17 protein-coding genes are annotated in these 20,014 nt (G+C 62.8%); 8 read left to right on the top strand and 9 right to left on the bottom strand.

Features of this window, described 5'->3' with window-relative positions; all coding sequences use genetic code 11:
• Positions 1-2: 2 nt before the first annotated feature.
• The 7 genes from JJN09_RS05550 to JJN09_RS05520 form a co-directional block, all read right to left on the bottom strand.
• Positions 3-1,070, bottom strand: coding sequence for a nitronate monooxygenase family protein (locus JJN09_RS05550; RefSeq protein WP_249486155.1), 1,068 nt, complete (start codon positions 1,068-1,070; stop codon positions 3-5).
• Positions 1,071-1,072: 2 nt separating this feature from the next.
• A complete protein-coding gene (locus JJN09_RS05545; protein WP_249486153.1) occupies positions 1,073-1,945 on the bottom strand; it encodes an enoyl-CoA hydratase in 873 nt (290 codons plus the stop codon).
• Between the two features lie 24 nt (positions 1,946-1,969).
• Positions 1,970-2,764 carry a CoA-transferase subunit beta gene (locus JJN09_RS05540; RefSeq protein ID WP_249486151.1) on the bottom strand — a complete coding sequence of 265 codons (795 nt, stop codon included), beginning with the start codon at positions 2,762-2,764 and terminating at the stop codon, positions 1,970-1,972.
• Positions 2,765-2,776: 12 nt separating this feature from the next.
• Positions 2,777-3,658: a CoA transferase subunit A gene (locus JJN09_RS05535; protein ID WP_249486149.1), complete on the bottom strand. Its 882-nt coding sequence runs from the start codon at positions 3,656-3,658 to the stop codon at positions 2,777-2,779.
• Positions 3,659-3,669: 11 nt separating this feature from the next.
• Positions 3,670-4,566: a VOC family protein gene (locus JJN09_RS05530; protein ID WP_249486148.1), complete on the bottom strand. Its 897-nt coding sequence runs from the start codon at positions 4,564-4,566 to the stop codon at positions 3,670-3,672.
• A 332-nt stretch (positions 4,567-4,898) separates the two neighbouring features.
• Positions 4,899-6,020, bottom strand: coding sequence for an LLM class flavin-dependent oxidoreductase (locus JJN09_RS05525; RefSeq protein ID WP_249486146.1), 1,122 nt, complete (start codon positions 6,018-6,020; stop codon positions 4,899-4,901).
• Positions 6,021-6,144: 124 nt separating this feature from the next.
• Positions 6,145-7,329 carry an acyl-CoA dehydrogenase family protein gene (locus JJN09_RS05520; protein ID WP_249486144.1) on the bottom strand — a complete coding sequence of 395 codons (1,185 nt, stop codon included), beginning with the start codon at positions 7,327-7,329 and terminating at the stop codon, positions 6,145-6,147.
• Positions 7,330-7,586: 257 nt separating this feature from the next.
• On the opposite strand from JJN09_RS05520, the gene JJN09_RS05515 reads away from it, so the two are divergent.
• The 6 genes from JJN09_RS05515 (at position 7,587) to JJN09_RS05490 (ending at position 14,121) form a co-directional block, all read left to right on the top strand.
• Complete coding sequence (locus JJN09_RS05515) at positions 7,587-8,102, top strand: flavin reductase family protein (RefSeq protein ID WP_249486143.1); 516 nt, start codon at positions 7,587-7,589, stop codon at positions 8,100-8,102.
• A gap of 9 nt (positions 8,103-8,111) precedes the next feature.
• Complete coding sequence (locus JJN09_RS05510; protein WP_249486141.1) at positions 8,112-9,791, top strand: FAD-binding protein; 1,680 nt, start codon at positions 8,112-8,114, stop codon at positions 9,789-9,791.
• Entirely contained in the window at positions 9,779-10,534 is a 756-nt protein-coding gene (locus JJN09_RS05505; protein ID WP_249486139.1) for a glucose 1-dehydrogenase, read from the top strand. The genes JJN09_RS05510 and JJN09_RS05505 overlap by 13 nt, the downstream gene beginning before the upstream one ends.
• A gap of 13 nt (positions 10,535-10,547) precedes the next feature.
• Positions 10,548-11,633, top strand: a complete 1,086-nt coding sequence (locus JJN09_RS05500; RefSeq protein WP_249486137.1) for a ferredoxin--NADP reductase — start codon at positions 10,548-10,550, stop codon at positions 11,631-11,633.
• Positions 11,634-11,733: 100 nt separating this feature from the next.
• The gene (locus tag JJN09_RS05495; protein ID WP_249486135.1) at positions 11,734-12,480 is read left to right on the top strand and encodes an SDR family NAD(P)-dependent oxidoreductase; all 747 of its coding nucleotides are present in this window, start codon (positions 11,734-11,736) and stop codon (positions 12,478-12,480) included.
• Positions 12,481-12,549: 69 nt separating this feature from the next.
• Positions 12,550-14,121 (top strand): FadD3 family acyl-CoA ligase, encoded by a 1,572-nt coding sequence (locus JJN09_RS05490; RefSeq protein ID WP_249486133.1) that lies wholly within the window; start codon positions 12,550-12,552, stop codon positions 14,119-14,121.
• A gap of 39 nt (positions 14,122-14,160) precedes the next feature.
• Here JJN09_RS05490 and JJN09_RS05485 read toward each other — a convergent pair whose 3' ends face one another.
• Together JJN09_RS05485 and JJN09_RS05480 are read right to left on the bottom strand one after the other, a co-directional pair.
• Entirely contained in the window at positions 14,161-15,030 is an 870-nt protein-coding gene (locus JJN09_RS05485; RefSeq protein ID WP_249486131.1) for an SDR family NAD(P)-dependent oxidoreductase, read from the bottom strand.
• Positions 15,027-16,772, bottom strand: coding sequence for an FAD-dependent oxidoreductase (locus JJN09_RS05480; RefSeq protein WP_249486129.1), 1,746 nt, complete (start codon positions 16,770-16,772; stop codon positions 15,027-15,029). Before JJN09_RS05480 ends, JJN09_RS05485 begins: the two co-directional genes overlap by 4 nt.
• Before the next feature lie 261 nt (positions 16,773-17,033).
• On the opposite strand from JJN09_RS05480, the gene JJN09_RS05475 reads away from it, so the two are divergent.
• Both JJN09_RS05475 and JJN09_RS05470 read left to right on the top strand, forming a co-directional pair.
• Positions 17,034-18,611 (top strand): DUF1302 domain-containing protein, encoded by a 1,578-nt coding sequence (locus tag JJN09_RS05475; protein ID WP_249486127.1) that lies wholly within the window; start codon positions 17,034-17,036, stop codon positions 18,609-18,611.
• A gap of 23 nt (positions 18,612-18,634) precedes the next feature.
• Entirely contained in the window at positions 18,635-20,014 is a 1,380-nt protein-coding gene (locus JJN09_RS05470; RefSeq protein WP_249486125.1) for a DUF1329 domain-containing protein, read from the top strand.

Genomic DNA, 20,014 nt, shown 5'->3' with positions numbered 1-20,014 from the left:
TTTCACGACACGCGACGACAGAGTTCGTCCAGACGCAGTTCCGCGTCACGAACGATCTGCTCGATCAATTGGGCACAGCTGGGCAGGCTGTCGATGGAGGCCGCGACCTGACCTGAAGGCAACACGCCTTCGGCCGGCAGCCCATCGACCATGGCTTTCTGAATGACCATCGGCGCGTTGGCGGCCATGATGCTTTGTGCGGCGGTCAGGTCTCCGCTGCTGCGCATCTTCAATGCACTGGAAAGCAACTGACTCAAGCTCATGCCGCTATGGCGGCGGTAAGCCAGACCGCTGCGCACCGCCAGCCACCAGCGTTTGAACACGCCGCTGGTTTCCAGTCGGTCGAGCAATTCGTTGCGGATCATCCGTTGCGGCATGCCGTCGATGGCGCGGCTGACGATGATCGCCGCCGGGTCTTTGATCGCCAGGTAACGCGCCAGGGTCTGCGCCGGCACCGGGCTTTCGGCACACATCAAAAACCGCGTGCCCATGGCAATGCCTTCGGCGCCGTAGGCCAGGGCCGACACCAGCCCCCTGCCGTCCTTGAAACCACCGGCCGCCACCACCGGAACCGACACCGCGTTGACCACTTGATCAAGCAGCAACGACGTCGGCACCGAACCGGTATGCCCACCGCCCTCGCCGCCCTGTACGGTCACGGCATCGGCGCCCATTTCCACGGCTTTCTGCGCATGCTTCAGCGCGCCAACCGTGGGAATGCACACGACGCCGGCATTCTTCAGGCGCTGGATCATCTGTTTGCCGGGAGAACGGCTGTAACTGACCGCCCGCACCTTATGGCGCAGCACCAACTCGACGATGTCGTCGGCATTGGGCTGGTACATATGGAAGTTGACCCCAAATGGCTGATCCGTCAGGCGCCGGGTTTCGAGAATCGCGGCCTCCATGTACTGCGGTTCGATGGTGGCGCCGGCGAGAAAACCGAAAGCGCCGGCATTGCTCGTGGCGGCGACCAGTTTCGGGTCAGCCACCCAGCCCATAGCGGTCTGAATGATCGGATAACGGCAGCCGAGCAACTCGGTCAGCCGGGTATTCAATGAGATCGCCATGTTCACGCCCCACCCGTCGAGCGTTGCGAACTGGCCATGGCCTTGGCGTCGTAGCCGCCGAGCCGGTCGCCGGACACCAGTTCATTGTGGGCATGGGCGAAATGGTGCAGGCCGAAGACCATGTCCATCGTCGCGCGTTTGCCCATCAGGTCTTCGGCGTTGTTGACCGCCTGCTTGCTCAACTGCAGGCCCAGGCGCGGCATCTGGGCGATGCGCCCGGCGATATCGAGGGTTTCCTGCTCCAGTGATTCGCGAGCCACCACCCGATTGAGCATGCCCATCTGATAGGCGCGCGCCGCCGGCATGCGTTCGCCGAGGAACAGAAACTCCTTGGCGATGCGCGGGTTGAGTTCATGCGCGTGGGCGAAATACTCGACCCCGGGAATGCCCATGCGCACCACCGGATCGGCAAAGTACGCATCCTCGCTGGCGACAATCAGGTCGCAGACCCAGGCCAGCATCAGCCCGCCGGCAATGCACGCGCCCTGCACCATGGCGATGGTCGGCTTGGGCATCTCGCGCCAGCGCCGGCACATGCCCAGATAGACCTCCTGCTCCCGGGCGTAGAGAAACTCGCCACCGGGCTTGTTGGTGTGGTCGTACCAAAGGCTCGCGCGGTCGAAGGTTTTATCGACATCCCGCCCCGGCGTGCCGATGTCATGCCCGGCGGAGAAGTGCTTGCCGGCCCCGCGCAGCACGATGACTTTCACCTCGTCGTCATCGCAGGCACGGCGAAACGCCGCGTCCAGCGCGTAGGTCATCTGCGAGTTCTGGGCATTGTGATACTCGGGGCGATTCATGGTGACCAGCGCCACCGCCCCGCGCACTTCGTAGTGCACCACGTCGGCGGCATTATTATCGTTATGTTCTGCCATCACTATTCTCCGAAACGGTGCGACTCAGCGCTGGCCCGGCGGGTTGTCTTTGAGCTGACTGGCGCGCAGGTTGTGCGGGTCCAGACGCTCGATCAGTTGCAACTGCACGGCGGTGGGCGGCGTGGTCGTCGAGCAAACCTGTGGCACATGCAGCTCGAACCCGGTGTTGTCCTGTACCTGCTCCACGGTCACGCCGGGGTGCAGCGAACGAATCCGCACCTGCCGTTGCGGGCCGAGAAAATCCAGCACGCACAGATCAGTCACTATCAGGCGGATATCGATCTCGTCCAGCGACCAGCCCCGGGCCAGGCGCGCCGGGTTGTAGCCGACCGAGGCGACCATATCGACCTCGCCTTCGACGAACACTCGACGGTTGTGACTGGGCACGCAGAAGGAGTTGGCATGGCTGATCGAGTTGCCGGGAAAGCCCCGTACACCGAGCATTTGCGCCTTGGGTTTGGCGTAGTCGCCGATGCAGGAAATGTTCGCCTGACCGAAGCGGTCGATCTGCGTCGGGCCCACCAACGCATGGCGCTTGCCGCTCCAGACGTTGTCGAAAATCCGCGAAAAGCCCATCCAGCTGTCGCGCTTTGGCTCGTATCCGTTACGTGCACCCAACGGCACCGGCTCGGCGACCATATAGGCCTCGGAGTCGGTCATCAGCAGCTGCGGATTGCTGGTCAGCATGCTCAATGAAGCCGCCAGTCGCGGAATCACCCCGATCCCGGTGGCGAGCACCTCACCGTCGTCGCGCCAGGCCTCGGATGCGGCGCAGATCATCAGCTCGGCGAGGCTGTAAGTCGTTGCAGAAGTCGTCATATCAAGGCTCGCTTAGTAGACCGGCAGAGGGAGCTGGCGGATGGCGTCCAGGCCACCGACCTTGTCCAGGTACTGTTCGTGGGTGCAGTCGACATAGTCGCGGACGTAGTTCTGCCAGCCCTCGCCAGCCTGGGCCGACGCGTTGTAGGCCTTGAAATGCGCGACATCGAAGCCGTACAGCGGCGCGCAGGAAGACGGGTGCGCACCGCCCGGCACGTGCGCCACGGCGGTGGTCAGGTTGCGTTCCCAGAACACCTGGTGTGCCCGCGCCGGATCAGCATGGAAGTAGTCGCTGTCGACCAGCTCGTCGCAGGTCACGTAGCTGTGGGTCGCCGCACGCACGAGCAAGTCGTCCATGTAGTGATCGGGGCCGCTGATCTGGCAGACACCGCGCACGTCGGCGCGGTCGACGTGAATCAGCGCCGCATCGAGCTGGAGCGCCGGCATGGCGACCCATTGCTTGTTGTCGGCATAGGGCGAGTCGATCAACTTGATCTGCGGGTTGTGCCGCAGTACATCGGTGCCCAGCCCCACGGCCGTGGGAATGAACGGCACCTTCATCGCAGCGGCACGCAGGCCGAGCAAGAGCATGCCTTCGTCGATTTCCATCACTTGCAGTGCCGCGTCCTGACGCGCCTTGCGGAAGTACGGTTCCAGCGGGATGAAATCCAGCGACACGAAGGCAAACACCAGTTTGCGGATCTTGCCGGCCGCGCAAAGCATGCCGACGTCCGCGCCGCCATAGGCGACCACGGTCAGGTCCTTGAGGTCAGAACGCAGAATCTCGCGCACCAGCGCCATGGGCTTGCGTCGCGGGCCCCAGCCACCGATGCCGATGGTCATGCCGTCACGCAGTTGGCCGACCATTTCGGCCGTGGTCATTCGCTTGTCCATCGTCGTATTCCTCATTGGCGACCGACACTGAAGTCATGGCCCCAGTGGCTGACCACGGTGCTTTCGAACGGCGTGTGCCGATCCCAATCGACCACCAGGCCATCGCAGCCGTACTCCAGGTCAAACCCGGACGGGGTCTTGATGTAGAACGAGATCATCTGGTCGTTGGTGTGCTGGCCGAGGGTGGCGGACATCTTCACGCCGTTGGCCTGCACCCGGTCGAGGGCCCGGCCGACTTCATCCAGCGCGTTGACCTCGACCATCATGTGCACGCAGCCGTGGGGCATCGGGCACTCGAAAATCGCCAGCGAATGGTGGCGGCCGTTATTGCAATGCAGGAAATGAATGCGTTTTTGCGGTTCGGCCGGGTCCGGTGTGAAGCGGACTTTCATCAGGTCCGACAGACCGAAACCGAGCACCTGTTCGTAGAAATCCTGGCAACGTTCGAAGCTCGGCGCCGGCAGCACCACGTGGCCCATGCCCAGTTCATTGGTGACGAAACCTTTCACGCCGACCGGCGACACGAAGCGCGCGAAGTCCTGCAACGGGCCCCAAAACAATTCGTGACGGTTGCCGTCCGGATCGCTGAAGTGCACCAGTTCCTGGACTTTACGGTCCCTGGCCTGAGCCTCCGTGCCACGGGTGACTTGCACGTCGGCGTGTTCCAGCTCGCTGACAGCCTGCTCGAGCGCCGCTTTGCCCGACACTTCCCAACCGCAGGCGCCGAAGCCGTTTTCGGTGCTTTTCTCCACCAGAATCCGGTGGTGGCGCTCGTCCATTTTCAGGTACAGGCGCTCATCGTCATCGCTGCCGGCAACCATCATGCCGAGCACCTGACTTGCGTACTGCCGCCACTGCACAAGATCACTGGATAACAGGGTGACGTAACCCAGACCACGGATATCCATGGATGCACTCCTCGTTGTTCTCAGGCCGAGCCGCCCGACGGCGATTGCCGGGGAGACTGTATTGAGGCCTATTCAAACGGGTTCGCCGGGGGGAAACATCGTCCAATGGGACTAGCGCACGCCTGGAACGCAGGCATAAAAAAACGGGCCTTGGGGACCCGTTGGAAATGGGGACTGGATTCCGTTCCAGCCCTTGATGAAGCGAGGAAGAGCAACACAAATACCTGTGGGAGCGGGCTTGCCCGCGATGGCGGTATATCTGACAACAGAGATGCTGGATGTAATTACCTCATCGCGGGCAAGCCCGCTCCCACAGGTTACGAGGCGCTTGATCAGGATTTGCGGAAATGCGGAATCACCTTCTCCCCAATATTCTTCAACGTCTCCAGCTGCGCCCACTGCGGCACCGTGCCCATCTGGCAGATAAACAGAATCTCGTCGGCCCCGGCATCAATCAGCCGCTGCACATAGCCAATGCAATCCTCAACGGTGCCGTACGCATGGTTGGGGTTCATCATGGCCATGGTCGGGTCGGAGAAATCGACGCTGACCTCTTCCGAAGCAAACCGCGACTTGATCACGCTCTGCCCGTTGCCATCGACGAAGGTGTCGTCCTTCCACTTTTCCGGATCCGGACGCTCGCCGCCGCCGTACCAGTAACCCAGCGACTCCATGAAATAACGCTGACCACGGATACCGATGCGCCGCGCTTCATCGTTGTCTTCCAGCACAATCGCCGGGCACAGCGCCGCGATGTGGCGGTTGGGACGGAAGCCCACCTGATGTTTCACGTCACGGTTGTCCCAAGCCTGGTGATAGACCTCGACCTTCTTGGCGATCTCTTCCGGGCCGCCAAAGCCCAGTACCAGCGCGCCCATGCCACGGCTGCCGGCCTTTTTCAGCGAGTCGGTGTTAGTGCAGGCCAGGTACATCGGCGGGTGCGGATCCTGATAAGGCTTGGGATGGATCGGCCGTTTCGGGATTTGCACAAAATCGCCCTGATGCTCAATTTCGTCGAACACGAACATTTTCGGGATCAGGTACATCATCTCGTCGATCTGCGGCTGCAACGTCGTCAGGTCGTAGCCGAAAGTGCCGGCCTCCTGCTGGGTGCCGCCCTTGCCGACGCCGAAATGCACGCGGCCCTTGGACAGCAGGTCGAGGGTAGCGATGCGCTCGGCGACCTTCACCGGGTGGTTCATCGCCGGTGGCAGGCAGACCACGCCGTGGCCGATGCCGATCCGCTCGGTTTTACCGGCGACGAACGCCAGCATGGTTTCCGGGGCGGACATGTGCGAATAGTTGCTGAGCGCCGTGTGCTCCACGCACCAGAACGTATCGAAGCCCAGTTTGTCGGCCAGCACGGCCTGTTCGACGGTGTCTTCGAAAATCTTGCGATCGCCTTCACGGCTGGAATCCACCGTCTGGGCTTCGTAAATCAGGGAAAATTTCATGGTTGATCCTTGTACTTGTTGGATGCGCAGCCGGCGCCGGAGAACCACGCCTTCGCGCTAATGCTCGGGCATCGCCACGGCGCTCGAATCCTGCAAACGGACTAGCCGATTCAGCGCAGTGCGGTCAGAGGAAAAAGTCGTTGCTGTCCTGCCCCATGCTCACGGCGCCGAGGTTCCAGGCGTACTTCGCCGGGCTGTTGGCGACGTGGGCGCGACCGGTGTGAATGTCGCGGAACGCACGGTTGATCGGGTGGCTGCGGAAAATCGTCGAGGCGCCGCTGTTGAACATCAGCTCGCCCACCGCTTTCGCGCATTTGTCGGCGACCCGTGCCGAGTCGTAACGCATCTTCACCCGCTCGGGCATGCTCAGCGGCTCGGCTTTTTGCGCCCGTTCCAGCATCAAGGCGAAGTTGCGATAGAGCACGGTCTTGCACTCGTCGACGCAGACCATGGCGTTGGCCAGCGCCGATTGCGCGGCCGGATCCTGGACCATCTTGCGTCCGTCATTGACCCCGATCCGCGCGCGGTTGTGTTCGACAAACTGATCCACCGCGCCTTGCAGCGCACCGATGGCCGCCGACGACACTGCCCGCACGAAAATCTGCCCGAACGGCAGGCGGAACAGCGGCGCGGTGTTCACCGCATTTCCGGGGCTGTTCTGCATGAAACCGTCGAACGCCCGATGGGTGCGGTACTCGGGGACGAAGGCGTTTTCGACCAGGATGTCGTGAGAACCTGTGGCTTCCAGGCCCATGACGTTCCAGTTATCGAGGATTTGGTAGTCACTGCGCGGCACCAGGAACGTCCGGTAGTCCGGCGCACCACCGGCCTCTTCCGCCGGCACCAGCGCCCCGAGAAACGCCCACTCGCAATGCTTGCTGCCGGACGAAAAGCCCCAGCGCCCGCTGAGCCTGAAACCGCCCTCCACCCGTTCGACCTTGCCCACCGGCATATAGGAAGAAGAGATCAGCACGCTGGAGTCATTGCCCCACACATCCTGCGCCGCACGGTCATCGAACAGCGCCATCTGCCAGTTATGAATCGCCACAACACCAAGCACCCAAGCCGACGACATACAGCCCTCAGCGAGGGTCATCTGCACTTCGAAAAAGTCCTTGGGCTCCAGCTCGTAGCCTTCCCAGCGTGACGGTTGCAGGATGCGAAAGAACCCCGCGTCCTGAAAATCCTTCAGGGTTTCTTCCGGCAACTGGCCGGTCTGCGCGGCGTCGAGGGCGCGCTCACGCAGAATCGGTACCAGCTCGCGGGCACGCTGGCTCAGACGCTGGCGAATCAGGTCTTGGTTGAGCATTTTTATTGTTCTCCATTGTTCACCCCGTCCGCCGGGGCGCGCGTGCAGCGAGGCACGTGCCGCACTTGCGGTGCCTGCCTCCTGTGCGGCATTCAAACAATGTGAAAAGCGCCGGACATCCCTCAAACGGACCATGTCGACAATGATCCGAAGCACGTACGCAGACCACCCAAAGGCCTAGTCCCCTCGGACGATGCTGCGCAGGGACGCCAGCGCAAAAATCCATCGCACTCCAGTACAACCACAGGACGAGTGCGATGAACGACATCAATCTGAAAGCCGACATGCTCCAGGCCATGCGCCGTCTGGCCAAGTCAGTCACCATCATCAGTACCAGCAATGGCTCCGAGCGTTTCGCCATGGCCGCCACGGCGGTCGACTCCCTCAGCACCGAGCCGCCGTCGCTGCTGATCTGCGTGAACAAGACCGCCTCTTCCCACGCGGCACTGGCCACCGGCGCGGATTTCTGCGTGAACATTCTCGGCGTCGAACAGCAAGGTCTGGCCCATCGTTGCAGCGGTTCGATCAAAGGCGAGGCGCGCTTCGATCAGGGCAACTGGGTGACCAGCCCCGGCGGCATTCCGTATCTGAGTGACGCCCAGTCGGCGATCCTCTGCCGTCAGGACGGCCATTTCAGCTATGGCACCCACACCGTGTTCATCGGACGCATCCTGCAAATCCACACCAGCGACACCATCACTCCGCTGGTCTACCTCGACGGCAGCTACACCACCACCGCCAACCCGGCATCTGCCTTTGCTGCTGCGGGCTGAGGTCGGGCCATGGACGCTCAACAACAGTTGCCACCCTTGCGCGTGAACAGCGCCGACCAGTTGGACTGGGACGATTGCTGCGATTTGCTGGTGGTCGGCTTCGGCGGTGCCGGGGCCTGCGCGGCGATTGAGGCGGTCAGTCGCGGCTTGTCGGTGCTGGCACTGGACCGCTTCGCCGGCGGCGGTGCAACGGCCATTAGCGGTGGCGTGGTGTATGCCGGGGGCGGCACGCCGTATCAGCGTCAGGCCGGATACGAAGACAGCCGCGACGCGATGTTCAACTACCTGCGCCAGGAAGTCGGCGAGGCCGTGAGCCCGCAGACCCTGCGAAACTTCTGCGAAGGCAGTTGCGAGCAATTGGCCTGGCTCGAACGCCAGGGCGTGGCATTCGAATCCAGCGTGCCGCCGCACAAGACGTCCTACCCGAGCGACCAGTTTTACCTTTATTACTCCGGCAACGAAGCCGTCCCGGCCTACGCCGCGATCGCCAAACCGGCACCGCGCGGCCACCGCACCAAAGGCCCCGGCCTGTCGGGCGCGAGCCTGTTCGCCGCGCTGAAAGCCAGCGCCTTGCGCCTTGGGGCACGCCTGCGCAGCCAGTGCGAAGTCCGGCGTCTGGTGATTGATGCCAATGACCGGGTGGTGGGCGTCGAAGCCTGGCACCTGCCAACCGACAGTCGCGCAGCCCGGCAACATGCCCGGCTGTCACGCTGGGCCACCGCGATTCACATGTACGCGCCTGCAGTGGCCGATCAGTTACGCGCTCGCTTGCGGCGCATTGAACTCGCCAGTGCCGAACGGCAGCTGATTCGCGCCGACCACGCCGTGCTGCTGAGCAGTGGCGGTTTCATCTTCAACCGCGAATGGGTCCGTCAGCATGCGCCGCGTTATCTGCCCGGTTTGCCGCTGGGCACCACCGGTTGCAACGGCAGCGGCATCGCTCTGGGCCAGAGTGCCGGCGGCCGCGTGGCGCGGATGGACAAAGTCAGCGCCTGGCGTTTCATCAACCCGCCGCTGGCCTGGGCCCGGGGCCTGATCGTCAATGCGCGGGGCGAGCGTTACGCCAACGAAGAAATCTACGGCGCGACCCTCGGCCAGGCAATGGTGGAAGAACACGACGGCCGCGCCATCCTGATTCTCGACCGGGCGCTCGTGCGGGAGGCGCTGCGCCAGATCGGCCCCGGTAAAGTCTGGTCCTTCCAGCGATTGCCGGTGCTGCTCAATCTGCTGTTCAACGCCAAACGCAGCCGCCACCTAGCGGACCTGGCCAAGCGCTGCGGATTGCCGCCCGATAACCTGCAACGCACCGTGAACACCTACAGCCGCGCCGCTCGCGCAGAAATTATCGATCCGTTCGGCAAGTCGCCAGCCATGCTCGCCGACATGGTTCAAGGCCCGTGGTACGCCCTCGACCTGTCCTTCGCCAGCCGCCTCTTCCCCTGCCCCGTCATCACCCTTGGCGGATTGAAAGTCTGCGAAAGCAGCGGTCAGGTGCTGAACCACGCCGACCAGCCGATTGCCGGCCTGTACAGCGCCGGGCGCAACGCGGTCGGGGTCGCTTCAAATCTTTATGTCTCGGGCCTGTCCCTGGCCGATTGCATTTATTCCGGCCGCCGCGCCGCCGCCCACGTGGCCGAACAATTTGCTGCTCAAACCACACGCTCAGGAGAACAACAATGCAACGTGTAGAAGGCAAAGTCTGCATCATCACCGGCGCCGCCAGCGGCATCGGTCGCGAAGACGCCCTGCTGCTGGCCCGCGAAGGCGCCAAGGTGGTGCTGACCGATCTCAACGACACCGCCGGCCGTGAAGTGGCCGCGCAAATCGGCAGCAATGCACTGTTCATCCGTCACGACATCGCCAGCGAAAGCGACTGGCAGAACGTGATCAAAACCACCCTGGAACACTTCGGCCGCCTCGACGTGCTGGTCAACAACGCTGCGATTCTGGCGTTGGGCAGCATCGAAGACACCACGCTGGAGCTGTGGCAGAAGGTGCAGAAAATCAACGGCGACGGCTACTTCCTCGGCTGCAAATACGCCATTCAGGCGATGAAGGAAACCGGCGGCGGTTCGATCATCAACATGTCGTCGGTGGCCGCGCTGGGCGCGATGCCGATGTTCTGCGCCTATTCGGCGTCCAAAGGCGCGGTGGCGGCGATGACCCGTTCGATTGCCCTGCATTGCAAGCAACAGGGCTACCGCATTCGCTGCAACAGCGTGCACCCGGACGGCGTCAACACGCCGATGACCCAGGCCCTCACCGGCGGTGTGGCGATCAATCAGCAAGACCTCGACCAAGACCCGATGAACCGCATGTGCGCGCCGGCCGACATTGCCAACGTGGTGCTGTTCCTCGCCACCGATGAGTCGCGTTTCGTCAACGGTGCCGAGATCCGCGTCGACAACGCCCAATTGATCAGCGGGCTCTGAGGCCGAGGTGAACATGGGCACGCAACAACAGAACCTGACACCGGCCCAGGCCACAGCGGCCAGCTATTCCTTGCAAGTGTGCGCGGTGATCGACGAAACCGCCGATGCACGCTCGCTGGTGCTGGACGTCCCGCCAGACCTGCGTGAGCGCTTTGGCTACAAACCGGGGCAGTTCCTGACGTTTCGCGTGCCTTGCGCGGGCAAGTTGCTGACCCGCTGCTACTCCATGGCCAGTTCGCCGCTGACCGATGAGCGACCCAAGGTCACCGTGAAACGGGTCGAGGGCGGCCGGGTGTCGAACCGGATGAACGAGGTACAGGTCGGTGACTGGCTGGAAGTCTTGCCGCCGGCCGGACATTTCTGCCTCGATGAACATCAACCGGATGACGACAAACCCTTGGTGCTGTTCGGCGGCGGATCGGGCATCACCCCGGTGTTTTCCATTCTCAAATCGACGTTGCAGCGCAGCCGGCGGCCGATCAAGTTGATCTACGCCAATCGCGATGAAGCATCGGTAATTTTCAAGGATGAGCTGCGGCAACTGGCCCGGGCCCATCCGGAACAACTGCAAGTGGTGCACGTACTCGATTCGGTTCAAGGCTTCCTGACCGCAGCCCAGGTGCGCCACTTGCTAAAAGGCTCTGCCGGCGGCGATTACTTCATCTGCGGCCCCGGCCCGTTCATGGACACCGTCGAACGGACCTTGCTGGAACTCGGCGAAGCCGCTGAACGCATCCACGTCGAACGCTTCGTTTCGCCGCCCGATCCTGACGAACTGCTGGCTGAAGAAGCCGCCGCCCGGCAAGCCTCCCTCGGCTCACGCTGCGAATCGCTGGTGGTCGTGCTCGACGGTCAACCCTACGAAATTGCCTGTCAGCCCGGCGACACCCTGCTGCAAAGCTGCAAGGCTGCCGGCCTCGACGTGCCCTCCTCTTGCGAAGAAGGTTTTTGCGGCGCCTGCATGTGCGTCGTCGAAGAAGGCGAAACCCGGATGGCCCGCAACGACGTGCTCAGCCCCCGAGAACTGGCCGAAGGCTGGACCCTGGCCTGCCAAAGCCGCCCGAGCGGTGCGCGGGTGCGCTTGAAGTTTCCGGATTGAGCGGCGGTCGAGAATAGTCTCAACGGACGATCTCCCAGACGCGATCTGCAGTTAGACTCGGCCAGCCCATTGGCCCAAAAACAATAAAAGAGGTGCAGTTATGGCTCGTTTGCAAAACAAGGTCGCGGTGGTTACCGGCGGCGCATCGGGGATCGGCCTGGCCTGCGTGCGGCGCTTTGCCGCCGAAGGTGCGCAGGTTGTCGGCCTGGACATCGGCAGTGCACCGGCGGATTTTCCGGGCCTGTTCATGACACTGGATGTGCGCGATGAAGCGCAGGTGCAACAGGTCATGCAGGAAGTCGTCAACCATTTCGGTCACATCGACGTGCTGGTTAACGCGGCGGGCGTCGCCGATCAGGGCAGCGTCACCCAGACCAGCACCGCCAACTGGCAACGGGTGCTGGACATCAACCTGACCGGCAGCATGCTCACCAGCAAGTACGCGCTGGCATCGATGGAGCCCCGGCGCAGCGGTTCGATCATCAACATCGGCTCGATCTTCGGCCTGCAGGGTTGCGACGGCAACGTCGCGTACAACGTCTCCAAGGGCGGCATCAACCAACTGACGCGCTCGATGGCGATCGACTTCGGTTACGCCAATATTCGCGTCAACGGCTTGTGCCCCGGCCTGATCGAAACGCCGATGACCAGCATGGTCCGCGAACACGAAGCCTTCCACGCGTTCTTCGCCTCGCAACACATGCTCAATCGCTCCGGGCAGCCGGAAGAAGTGGCCAACGTCGCCCTGTTCCTGGCCTCAGACGAAGCGTCCTTTGTCAGCGGCCAGATGATCGCCGTGGACGGCGGTTTCTCCGCCGGCCGCCGCTTCGCCCCGCCCGCCGCCTGATTTGCTTTGCCGGGCGCCTGCCCGGCACACCCCTTTCTTCCGCACCTGTCCTCTGGCCGAGGAGGCCCCATGCTGCCTGTCGAAAACGCACTGACCATCGTCCAACTGTTCGCCAACGCTGCCCGAATTTATGGCGACCGCCCGGCCATCGAGGATGACGGACGCTTGATCAGCTACCGGCAACTCGATCAACTTCGCGCTCAGGCAGCCCGGGCGTTACTGGCGTTGAACGTCCAGCCCGGTGACCGCGTGGCGATCTGGGCGCCGAATATCTGGGAATGGATTGTCGCCGCCGGTGCGCTGCACAGCGTCGGCGCCGCGCTGGTGCCGCTCAATACGCGCATGAAAGGCAGCGAAGCCGGCTTCGTTTTGCGCCAGAGCGGCGCCTGCGTGCTGTTTGCCATCGGCGAGTTCCTCGGCGCCGACTATCCGCGCATGCTCGCCACCGAAGACCTACCGGCGCTGCGCCACATCGTCACTTTGCGCAGCGATGACTCAAGCGCGCTGAGTTGGGAGGCGTTCCTGGCCTTGGCCAGCGATGTGTCACCAGAAACCCTGCAAACACGCGAGCAGGCGCTCGGCCCGCAAGACCTCTCCGACCTGCTGTTCACCTCGGGCACCACCGGCAAGCCCAAAGGCGTGATGAGCAGTCACGGGCAAACCCTGCGGGTGGTGCGCGACTGGAGTGAAGTGGTCGGTTTGCGCGAGGGCGATCGTTACCTGATCGTCAATCCGTTCTTCCATTCGTTCGGTTACAAGGCCGGCTGGCTGGCGGCGCTGATGCGCGGCTGCATCATCGTGCCGCAACAGGTCTTCGACGTGCAGGCCGTGCTCGAATGCGTGCAGCGCGAGCGAATTACCGTGCTGCCCGGCCCACCGACCCTTTATCAATCCCTGCTCGCCCACCCGCAGCGCGATGCTTTCGACCTGACGTCCTTGCGCATTGCGGTCACCGGCGCCGCGACGATTCCGGTGGAGATGATCCGCCGTATGCGCGATGAGCTGAGTTTCGCCACCATCGTCACGGCGTACGGCCTCACCGAAACCTGTGGTTTTGCAACGATCTGTCGGCCGGGGGACTCACTGGAACTGCTCGCGTCCACCAGCGGCCGGGCCATGCCGGGGGTGGAAATCCGCTGCATTGGCGCCAACGGTCGCAGCCAGCCGGTGAACGTCCCCGGCGAAATCCAGGTGCGCGGCTACAACCTGATGCAGGGGTATCTCAACGATCCGCAGGCCAGTCAGGAAGTCCTCGATGCCGACGGCTGGCTGCACACCGGCGACATCGGCGTGCTCGACGAGCAAGGTTATCTGCGCATTACCGATCGCCTCAAGGACATGTTCATCACCGGCGGTTTCAACGTCTACCCGGCGGAAATCGAACACTGTCTGCTGGGCTATCCCGGCGTGGCGCAGGTGGCGGTGATCGGCATTCCGGATGAGCGACTGGGCGAAGTGGCCATGGCCTTTCTGTTGCCGGCGCCGGGTGTCGAGATCGAACAAGCCCGATTCCTCGCCTGGTGCCGTGAGCAGATGGCCAACTATAAGGTGCCGCGCCGGGTGCAGGTGCTGGAGAGCATGCCGTTGAACGCAGCGGGGAAAGTGACCAAGAATGTGTTGCGGGAGTGGGCGTTAAGCTGACTTCTGTCCCCCAGTGGAAGTCCACTGGGGGAATGACCTTCAAATCACCCGGGCCGGATGCTGTTGACGCGGATCACCCAGCAGGGTGCGATGGGACGGTGGCTGACGGCCGCCGTCTTCGCTGATGCCGTAACCGGCAGCGATTTCGGCAGTGATCAGCGTCTGCCCCGAGAGCGCCATCAACTGCGGATCATTGAGCAACGCGTGAATCACCCGGCCATTGAATTGCGGGGTTTCGGCGTGCGCCAGAAAAGCCTTGTACTGCTCGCCATGCTGTTCGCCGGCAATCCGCGTGCGCTCGGTCAGTTGCGGCCCGAGCCACAGCGATAACGCCGCCACGCCACGGCCCTCGAAATCGATGGCCATGTCCGCCGCCAGTTTGTCGCAACCGGCCTTTTGCGCACCGTACGCCGGCCCGTGCATGTAGCAGCCGCCGCCAAAGGACGAGGTAAAGCAGATCAGCCCTTGTGCGCTGTTCAACAACAGCGGCGCGGCGTAGTAACTGGCGATGTAGGCCGAGCGCAGACCGACGTCGAGGATGCGCACCAGGTCCAGCGGTTTTTCCCAGAACGGCCCCGGTTCGATCAATTGGTCATGAATGAACGCGGCATTATTCACCAGCAGATCCAGCCGCCCGCATTCACGCTCGACCTGGCAAAACAGCGCAGCAACCTGCGCATCGTCGGCATGATCACAGATCACTGCGACGCCCTCTCCGCCCGCCGCTGTAATTGCGGCAGCCGTGTCGTCCAGCGAGCTATTCAAGGCCTGTCCATATAGATGCGCGCCTGCCGATGCCGGCGCACGCCCGGTGACGTACACCCGCATGCCCGCCGCACCGAGTGCCAGGGCAATACCTTGACCGACGCCGCGACTGGCGCCGGTCACCACTGCAACTTGCCGATTCATTTGACGCTCCCGAACTGACTGATCACCGAGCCGCTTTTCTGGCTCTGACGATGGATGTGATTGGCCGCCAGGTAACCGAAGGTCATCGCCGGACCGATGGTGGAACCGGCCCCCGGATAGGTACGGCCCATCATCGACGCCGCGCTGTTGCCGATGGCGTAGAGGCCCTTGATCGGTTTGCCGTCCTCGTGCAATACCCGCGCGTGAACGTCAGTGAGCAAACCGCCCTTGGTGCCGATGTCGCCGGCATCGATGCGCACGGCGTAGAACGGCCCTTTGAACAACGGCGCCAGGCACGGATTGGGCTGCACGTTCGGGTCACCGTAGTAGCGGTCGAACAGCGATTCGCCCTTGTGGAAGTCTTCGTCATAGCCGCGCACGGCCATGCCGTTGAAACGCTGCACGGTGCGCAGCAACCCGCCCGCATCGACGCCGATGTTCGTAGCCAGGGTTAGCAGATCCGGCGCCTTGAAACAGTAATCACGCAGGTGCTCGGGCAGTTGCCAGTCGCGCTGGGCGTACCCCGGCAACAGTGCGCCGCAGGGGTATTTGCGGCGGAATTCGGCGTCGAACACCATCCAGCACGGCACGCTGACAGCGCCTTCGCGGTTGTTGGCGTACATCGCGTACACGATGTCGGTGTACGGCGCGGCTTCGTTGACGAAGCGCTCGCCCGCCGAATTGACCAGCACGCAACTGGGCAACGTCCGCTCGACGAACATCGCCCGTTGTTTTTCCTCTCCGCGAACGTGGGTGGTTGGCGCCCACCAGCTGTGTTCCATCAGTGCCGTGCGGGCGCCGATGGCTTGCCCTGCGCGAATGCCGTCGCCGGTATTGTGTGGCGGCGTGGCGCTCCAGGTGGTCAGCGAGGGTTGCGGCAGATACTGCGTGCGCATCGCCTGATTACGTTCGAAACCACCGGCGGCGATGATCACGCCGTAGCGTGCCTTGACGTTCAGGCGCTGCCCTTCGCGACAGACCCGCGCACCGCCGACCCGGTCGCCGACAATCAGCAGTTCCTCCAGCCCACAGTTGAGCCACAGCGATTTGCCGCGATCCTGCAACGAACAACGCAAGGCGCCGATCAAGGCATTACCCAGGGTCAGGTAACGGTCGCGCTTCGACAACCGCCGGCCCTCGCGGTCGCGCCAGTAACGCCACATGACCTTCAGCGTCAGGCGCAACCAGCCAGGGCCACGACACAACAGCACCTGCGCCTCTTTCATGGTCATCGCCATGCGTCCCATCATCAACGTGCCGGGGGATGGCGCACGCATGCGCAGAAACTCTTCACCCAGCTCGGCAGCGTCGAACGGTTGCGGGTCCATCGAGCGATAACCGGGTTTGCCGCCTTCGACTTCCGGGTAGTAATCGGCGTAGCGCGTTTGCGCCTCGAAGCGCACGCGGGTCTTGAGTTCGAGGTATTCGACCATCGCCTTGCCGTGCTCGACATAGGCTTCGATGCGCCCGTCGTCGATCTCGCCGTGGGTCACCGCGCGAATATAGGCAATCGCTTCGGCGGCGCTGTCGCTGCCGCCCAGGGCTTCGATCCGGTGGTTGTCGGGGATCCAGATGCCGCCGCCGGACACCGCCGAGGTGCCGCCGTACTCGTTGCTCTTTTCGATCAGCAACACGTTCAGTCCCAGGTCGTGAGCGCGCAGCGCCGCGGTCATCCCGCCCGCTCCGGAACCCACCACCAGCACATCGCAGCACTCATCCCATTTGATCTCGGCAGCTTTCATGCGATCACCCTTGCTCAGCGCCTTCAAGGCAAAAACCGCCGGCCGGATCTTCGTCCGGCGCAGTCGGTCTCGGGATTGTTGGGTGCGTGTGTCGGGTGGTCATCGTCCGATGGGACTAAGGCCTGTGCCCTCCGTCCCCGTGCAAATCGCTTAGTCCGCTTGGACGATGTTGCGCCCGGTGCGTGACCGCATAGTCGCCCACGGCACCACTCCCCCCCTGAAATGCAGGTCGGGCAGGTCTGACCTGGGCATGAGGACGACATGATAAAAACAATAATCGCCCCACAATCGCTACACCCTCGCGTACAGCTGGCCGTGTTGTTGCTGGCCGGTGGACTGGGCAGCCAGGCCAGCGCGATGACCTTCCAGCCGAGCGAAGATCTGAGCGTCGACTGGGACACCACGCTGACCTACAGCCTCGCCTGGCGGACCGAGGCACGCGATCACAAACTGACGGCCAACGCCGACGCCAACGACGGCGACAATGCGTTTGCCAAGGGCAGCCTGATCAACAACCGCGCCGGTTTCCTCACCGAAGCCAACATCAAATGGCAGGACGATTACGGCGTGTTCGTGCGGGCCACGGGCTTCTACGACAACGTCTACGATCAGGACAACGATAACAACACCGGCACCTCGAACTGCTTTGCCGGCGGCCATTGCAACCGGCCGGACCGTTTCTCCCAGGACACCATCGATCAGCACCGCAACGAACTGCGCATGCTCGATTACTACGCCTACGGCACCTGGGATCTGGGCGGGCACAACCTCAACGCGCGTCTGGGTAATCAGGTGGTGAGCTGGGGTGAAAGCCTGTTCTACCCCGGCATCTCGGCGGCGCAGAGCCCGGTGGACGCGACCAAATCGACCACGCCCGGTGTCGAGGTCAAGGAAATCCTCCTGCCGGTCGGGCAACTGTTCACCCAGTTCAGCCTGACCGACAGCCTCGATATCCAGGCCTACTACCAATACAAGTGGGAAAAGACCCAGTTGTTCGGGGTCGGCAGCTACTTCTCCACCACCGACTACATCGACGAAGGCGGCTATAACGACGCCAGCGGTTTCGTCACGCGTCTGGCCAACGACAAACCGAGCAATCAGGGCCAGTACGGTGTGGCCTTCACCTACGCCGCCGAGTCACTGAACAACACCGAGTTCGGTATCTACTACTCGCGCTATCACGACAAGACGCCGTCGCTGGACTTCCAGTCCGAACTGGGTCGCTACCGTGCGGTGTACTTCGACAACATCAACCTGTTCGGCGCCAGTTTCTCGACGGTGATCGGGGATGTCAGCTGGGCCGGTGAAGTCAGTTACCGCGACGGCGCGCCGGTGATGGTCAACAACGGCTTCTCCAGCGCCGTACGCGGCAAAACCATGCAAGCGCAGTCCTCGATGATCTACGTGCTCGGCCCGACCTCCTTTGCCGACAACACCACCCTGACTGGCGAGGTCGTCTACAACACCGTCATCAGCAACGACAAGTCGCAGCCCGTGACACTGGCGCCGGGCTTCACGTTGCCGGGCACCGACAGTCTGGTCTACGACCGCGAAGCCTGGGGTTACACCGCGCAAGTCAGCTTCGATTACAACGATGTGTTCAGCGGTTGGGACATGTCCGTGCCGATCACCTACAGCACCGCCGCCCACGGCGACAGCTCGATTGTCGGCTCGATCAACCAGGGCGAAGGCGACGACCGCGCCAGTATCGGCAGTTCGTGGCGCTACCTCGGCAACTTCACCGTCGAAGCCCGTTACAACGCCTACCTGGGCAACGCCAACAACAGCCCGTTGGCCGACCGCGACAACGTCGCCCTCAACTTCAAATACCGGTTCTGATTCCCCTGTCGGAGGAGCACAGCATGTCTCGATTCACCCAAACGTTATTGAGCACGGCGCTGACCGTCGGCCTGCTCGGCAGTGGCCTGACCTACGCCAAGGTCAGCCCCGAAGAGGCCGCGCGACTGGGCCAGGACCTGACCCCGATGGGCGCCGAAAAGGCCGGCAACGCCGACGGCAGCATTCCGGCCTGGAGCGGCAAGTGGCGTGGTCTGCCACCGGGTCTGAAGTTTGCCGGCCCCGGCACGCCGTACCCGGACCCGTACGCGGCGGAAAAACCGCTGTTCGTGATCGATTCGAAGAACATGGACAAGTACGCCGAGAACCTTTCCGACGGTGAGAAAGCGCTGCTCAAACGCTACCCGGACACCTTCAAGATCCCGGTGTACCCGAGCCATCGCGACTTCCGCGCCGATCAGCGCCTGGAAGAGCTGATCAAGAAAAACGCGGTGACCGCCGAACTCGACAACGACAACAACGACACCAAGAACGCCTGGGGCGCCTCGCCGTTTCCGATTCCGAAGAACGGCAGCGAGCTGATGTTCAACCACACTCTGCAAGGGCGCGCCAACACCGAAGAGGCCAACTATGGCCAGGCGGTGGTGTACGCCAACAAGGAAAAAGTGCTTGAGGAGGTCAACTACAAGATCTTCTCGATCTGGTCCAGCCCGGACAAGAACCTCGACAGCGCCAACGGCATTCTGACCAATTTCCTGATCACCACCCTGGAACCGGTGCGCAAGAAAGGCGAGATCGTGGTCGGTCACGAGTTCATCAACCCGACGGCCTCGCCGCGTCAAGCCTGGCAGTACAGCCCCGGCCAGCGCCGAGTACGCCGCGCACCCACCGTCGGCTATGACTCGCCGACCGGCGCCGGCGGCTTCCGCGTGTACGACGAAGATCGTTTGTTCAACGGTGCACCGGATCGCTACAACTGGACCATCGTCGGTAAAAAAGAACTCTACATTCCGTACCACAACTACAAGATCGACGACCCGAGCGTGACGGCGGATCAGATCCTGTCGACCACCGGCCACGTCGATCCGCAGTACATGCGCTACGAGAAACACCGGGGCTGGGTGTTGCAAGCAACGCTCAAGGAAGGCGCCCGCCACGTCTACGCCAAACGCGTGCTGTACCTCGACGAAGACACCTGGTCCGCGACCATGGCCGATAACTACGATGCCCGTGGCCAGTTGTGGCGCACCAACATGCAGACCTCGGTCTACGCCTACGACATCGAGCGCTACCACGCACGCCTCGGCATCTACCATGACCTGATCGCCGGCTCTTATCTGGTTGACCGTCTGCTGGTCGATCAGAAACCCGCCAAGCTCAATGCCACCGCCTTCTCCGAAGACGAATTCACCCCTGGCAACCTGCGCAAACTCGGCACCCGCTGA

Source organism: Pseudomonas sp. HS6 (assembly GCF_023375815.1).
Taxonomy (GTDB): domain Bacteria; phylum Pseudomonadota; class Gammaproteobacteria; order Pseudomonadales; family Pseudomonadaceae; genus Aquipseudomonas.
This window is presented reverse-complemented; position numbering and strand designations above follow the sequence as displayed.

Bases quoted from the DNA above. Each gene is read 5' to 3' on its own strand.
- JJN09_RS05550 (WP_249486155.1), bottom strand. From the start codon at position 1,070: ATGGCGATCTCATTGAATACCCGGCTGACCGAGTTGCTCGGCTGCCGT.
- JJN09_RS05545 (WP_249486153.1), bottom strand. From the start codon at position 1,945: ATGGCAGAACATAACGATAATAATGCCGCCGACGTGGTGCACTACGAA.
- JJN09_RS05540 (WP_249486151.1), bottom strand. From the start codon at position 2,764: ATGACGACTTCTGCAACGACTTACAGCCTCGCCGAGCTGATGATCTGC.
- JJN09_RS05535 (WP_249486149.1), bottom strand. From the start codon at position 3,658: ATGGACAAGCGAATGACCACGGCCGAAATGGTCGGCCAACTGCGTGAC.
- JJN09_RS05530 (WP_249486148.1), bottom strand. From the start codon at position 4,566: ATGGATATCCGTGGTCTGGGTTACGTCACCCTGTTATCCAGTGATCTT.
- JJN09_RS05525 (WP_249486146.1), bottom strand. From the start codon at position 6,020: ATGAAATTTTCCCTGATTTACGAAGCCCAGACGGTGGATTCCAGCCGT.
- JJN09_RS05520 (WP_249486144.1), bottom strand. From the start codon at position 7,329: ATGCTCAACCAAGACCTGATTCGCCAGCGTCTGAGCCAGCGTGCCCGC.
- JJN09_RS05515 (WP_249486143.1), top strand. From the start codon at position 7,587: ATGAACGACATCAATCTGAAAGCCGACATGCTCCAGGCCATGCGCCGT.
- JJN09_RS05510 (WP_249486141.1), top strand. From the start codon at position 8,112: ATGGACGCTCAACAACAGTTGCCACCCTTGCGCGTGAACAGCGCCGAC.
- JJN09_RS05505 (WP_249486139.1), top strand. From the start codon at position 9,779: ATGCAACGTGTAGAAGGCAAAGTCTGCATCATCACCGGCGCCGCCAGC.
- JJN09_RS05500 (WP_249486137.1), top strand. From the start codon at position 10,548: ATGGGCACGCAACAACAGAACCTGACACCGGCCCAGGCCACAGCGGCC.
- JJN09_RS05495 (WP_249486135.1), top strand. From the start codon at position 11,734: ATGGCTCGTTTGCAAAACAAGGTCGCGGTGGTTACCGGCGGCGCATCG.
- JJN09_RS05490 (WP_249486133.1), top strand. From the start codon at position 12,550: ATGCTGCCTGTCGAAAACGCACTGACCATCGTCCAACTGTTCGCCAAC.
- JJN09_RS05485 (WP_249486131.1), bottom strand. From the start codon at position 15,030: ATGAATCGGCAAGTTGCAGTGGTGACCGGCGCCAGTCGCGGCGTCGGT.
- JJN09_RS05480 (WP_249486129.1), bottom strand. From the start codon at position 16,772: ATGAAAGCTGCCGAGATCAAATGGGATGAGTGCTGCGATGTGCTGGTG.
- JJN09_RS05475 (WP_249486127.1), top strand. From the start codon at position 17,034: ATGATAAAAACAATAATCGCCCCACAATCGCTACACCCTCGCGTACAG.
- JJN09_RS05470 (WP_249486125.1), top strand. From the start codon at position 18,635: ATGTCTCGATTCACCCAAACGTTATTGAGCACGGCGCTGACCGTCGGC.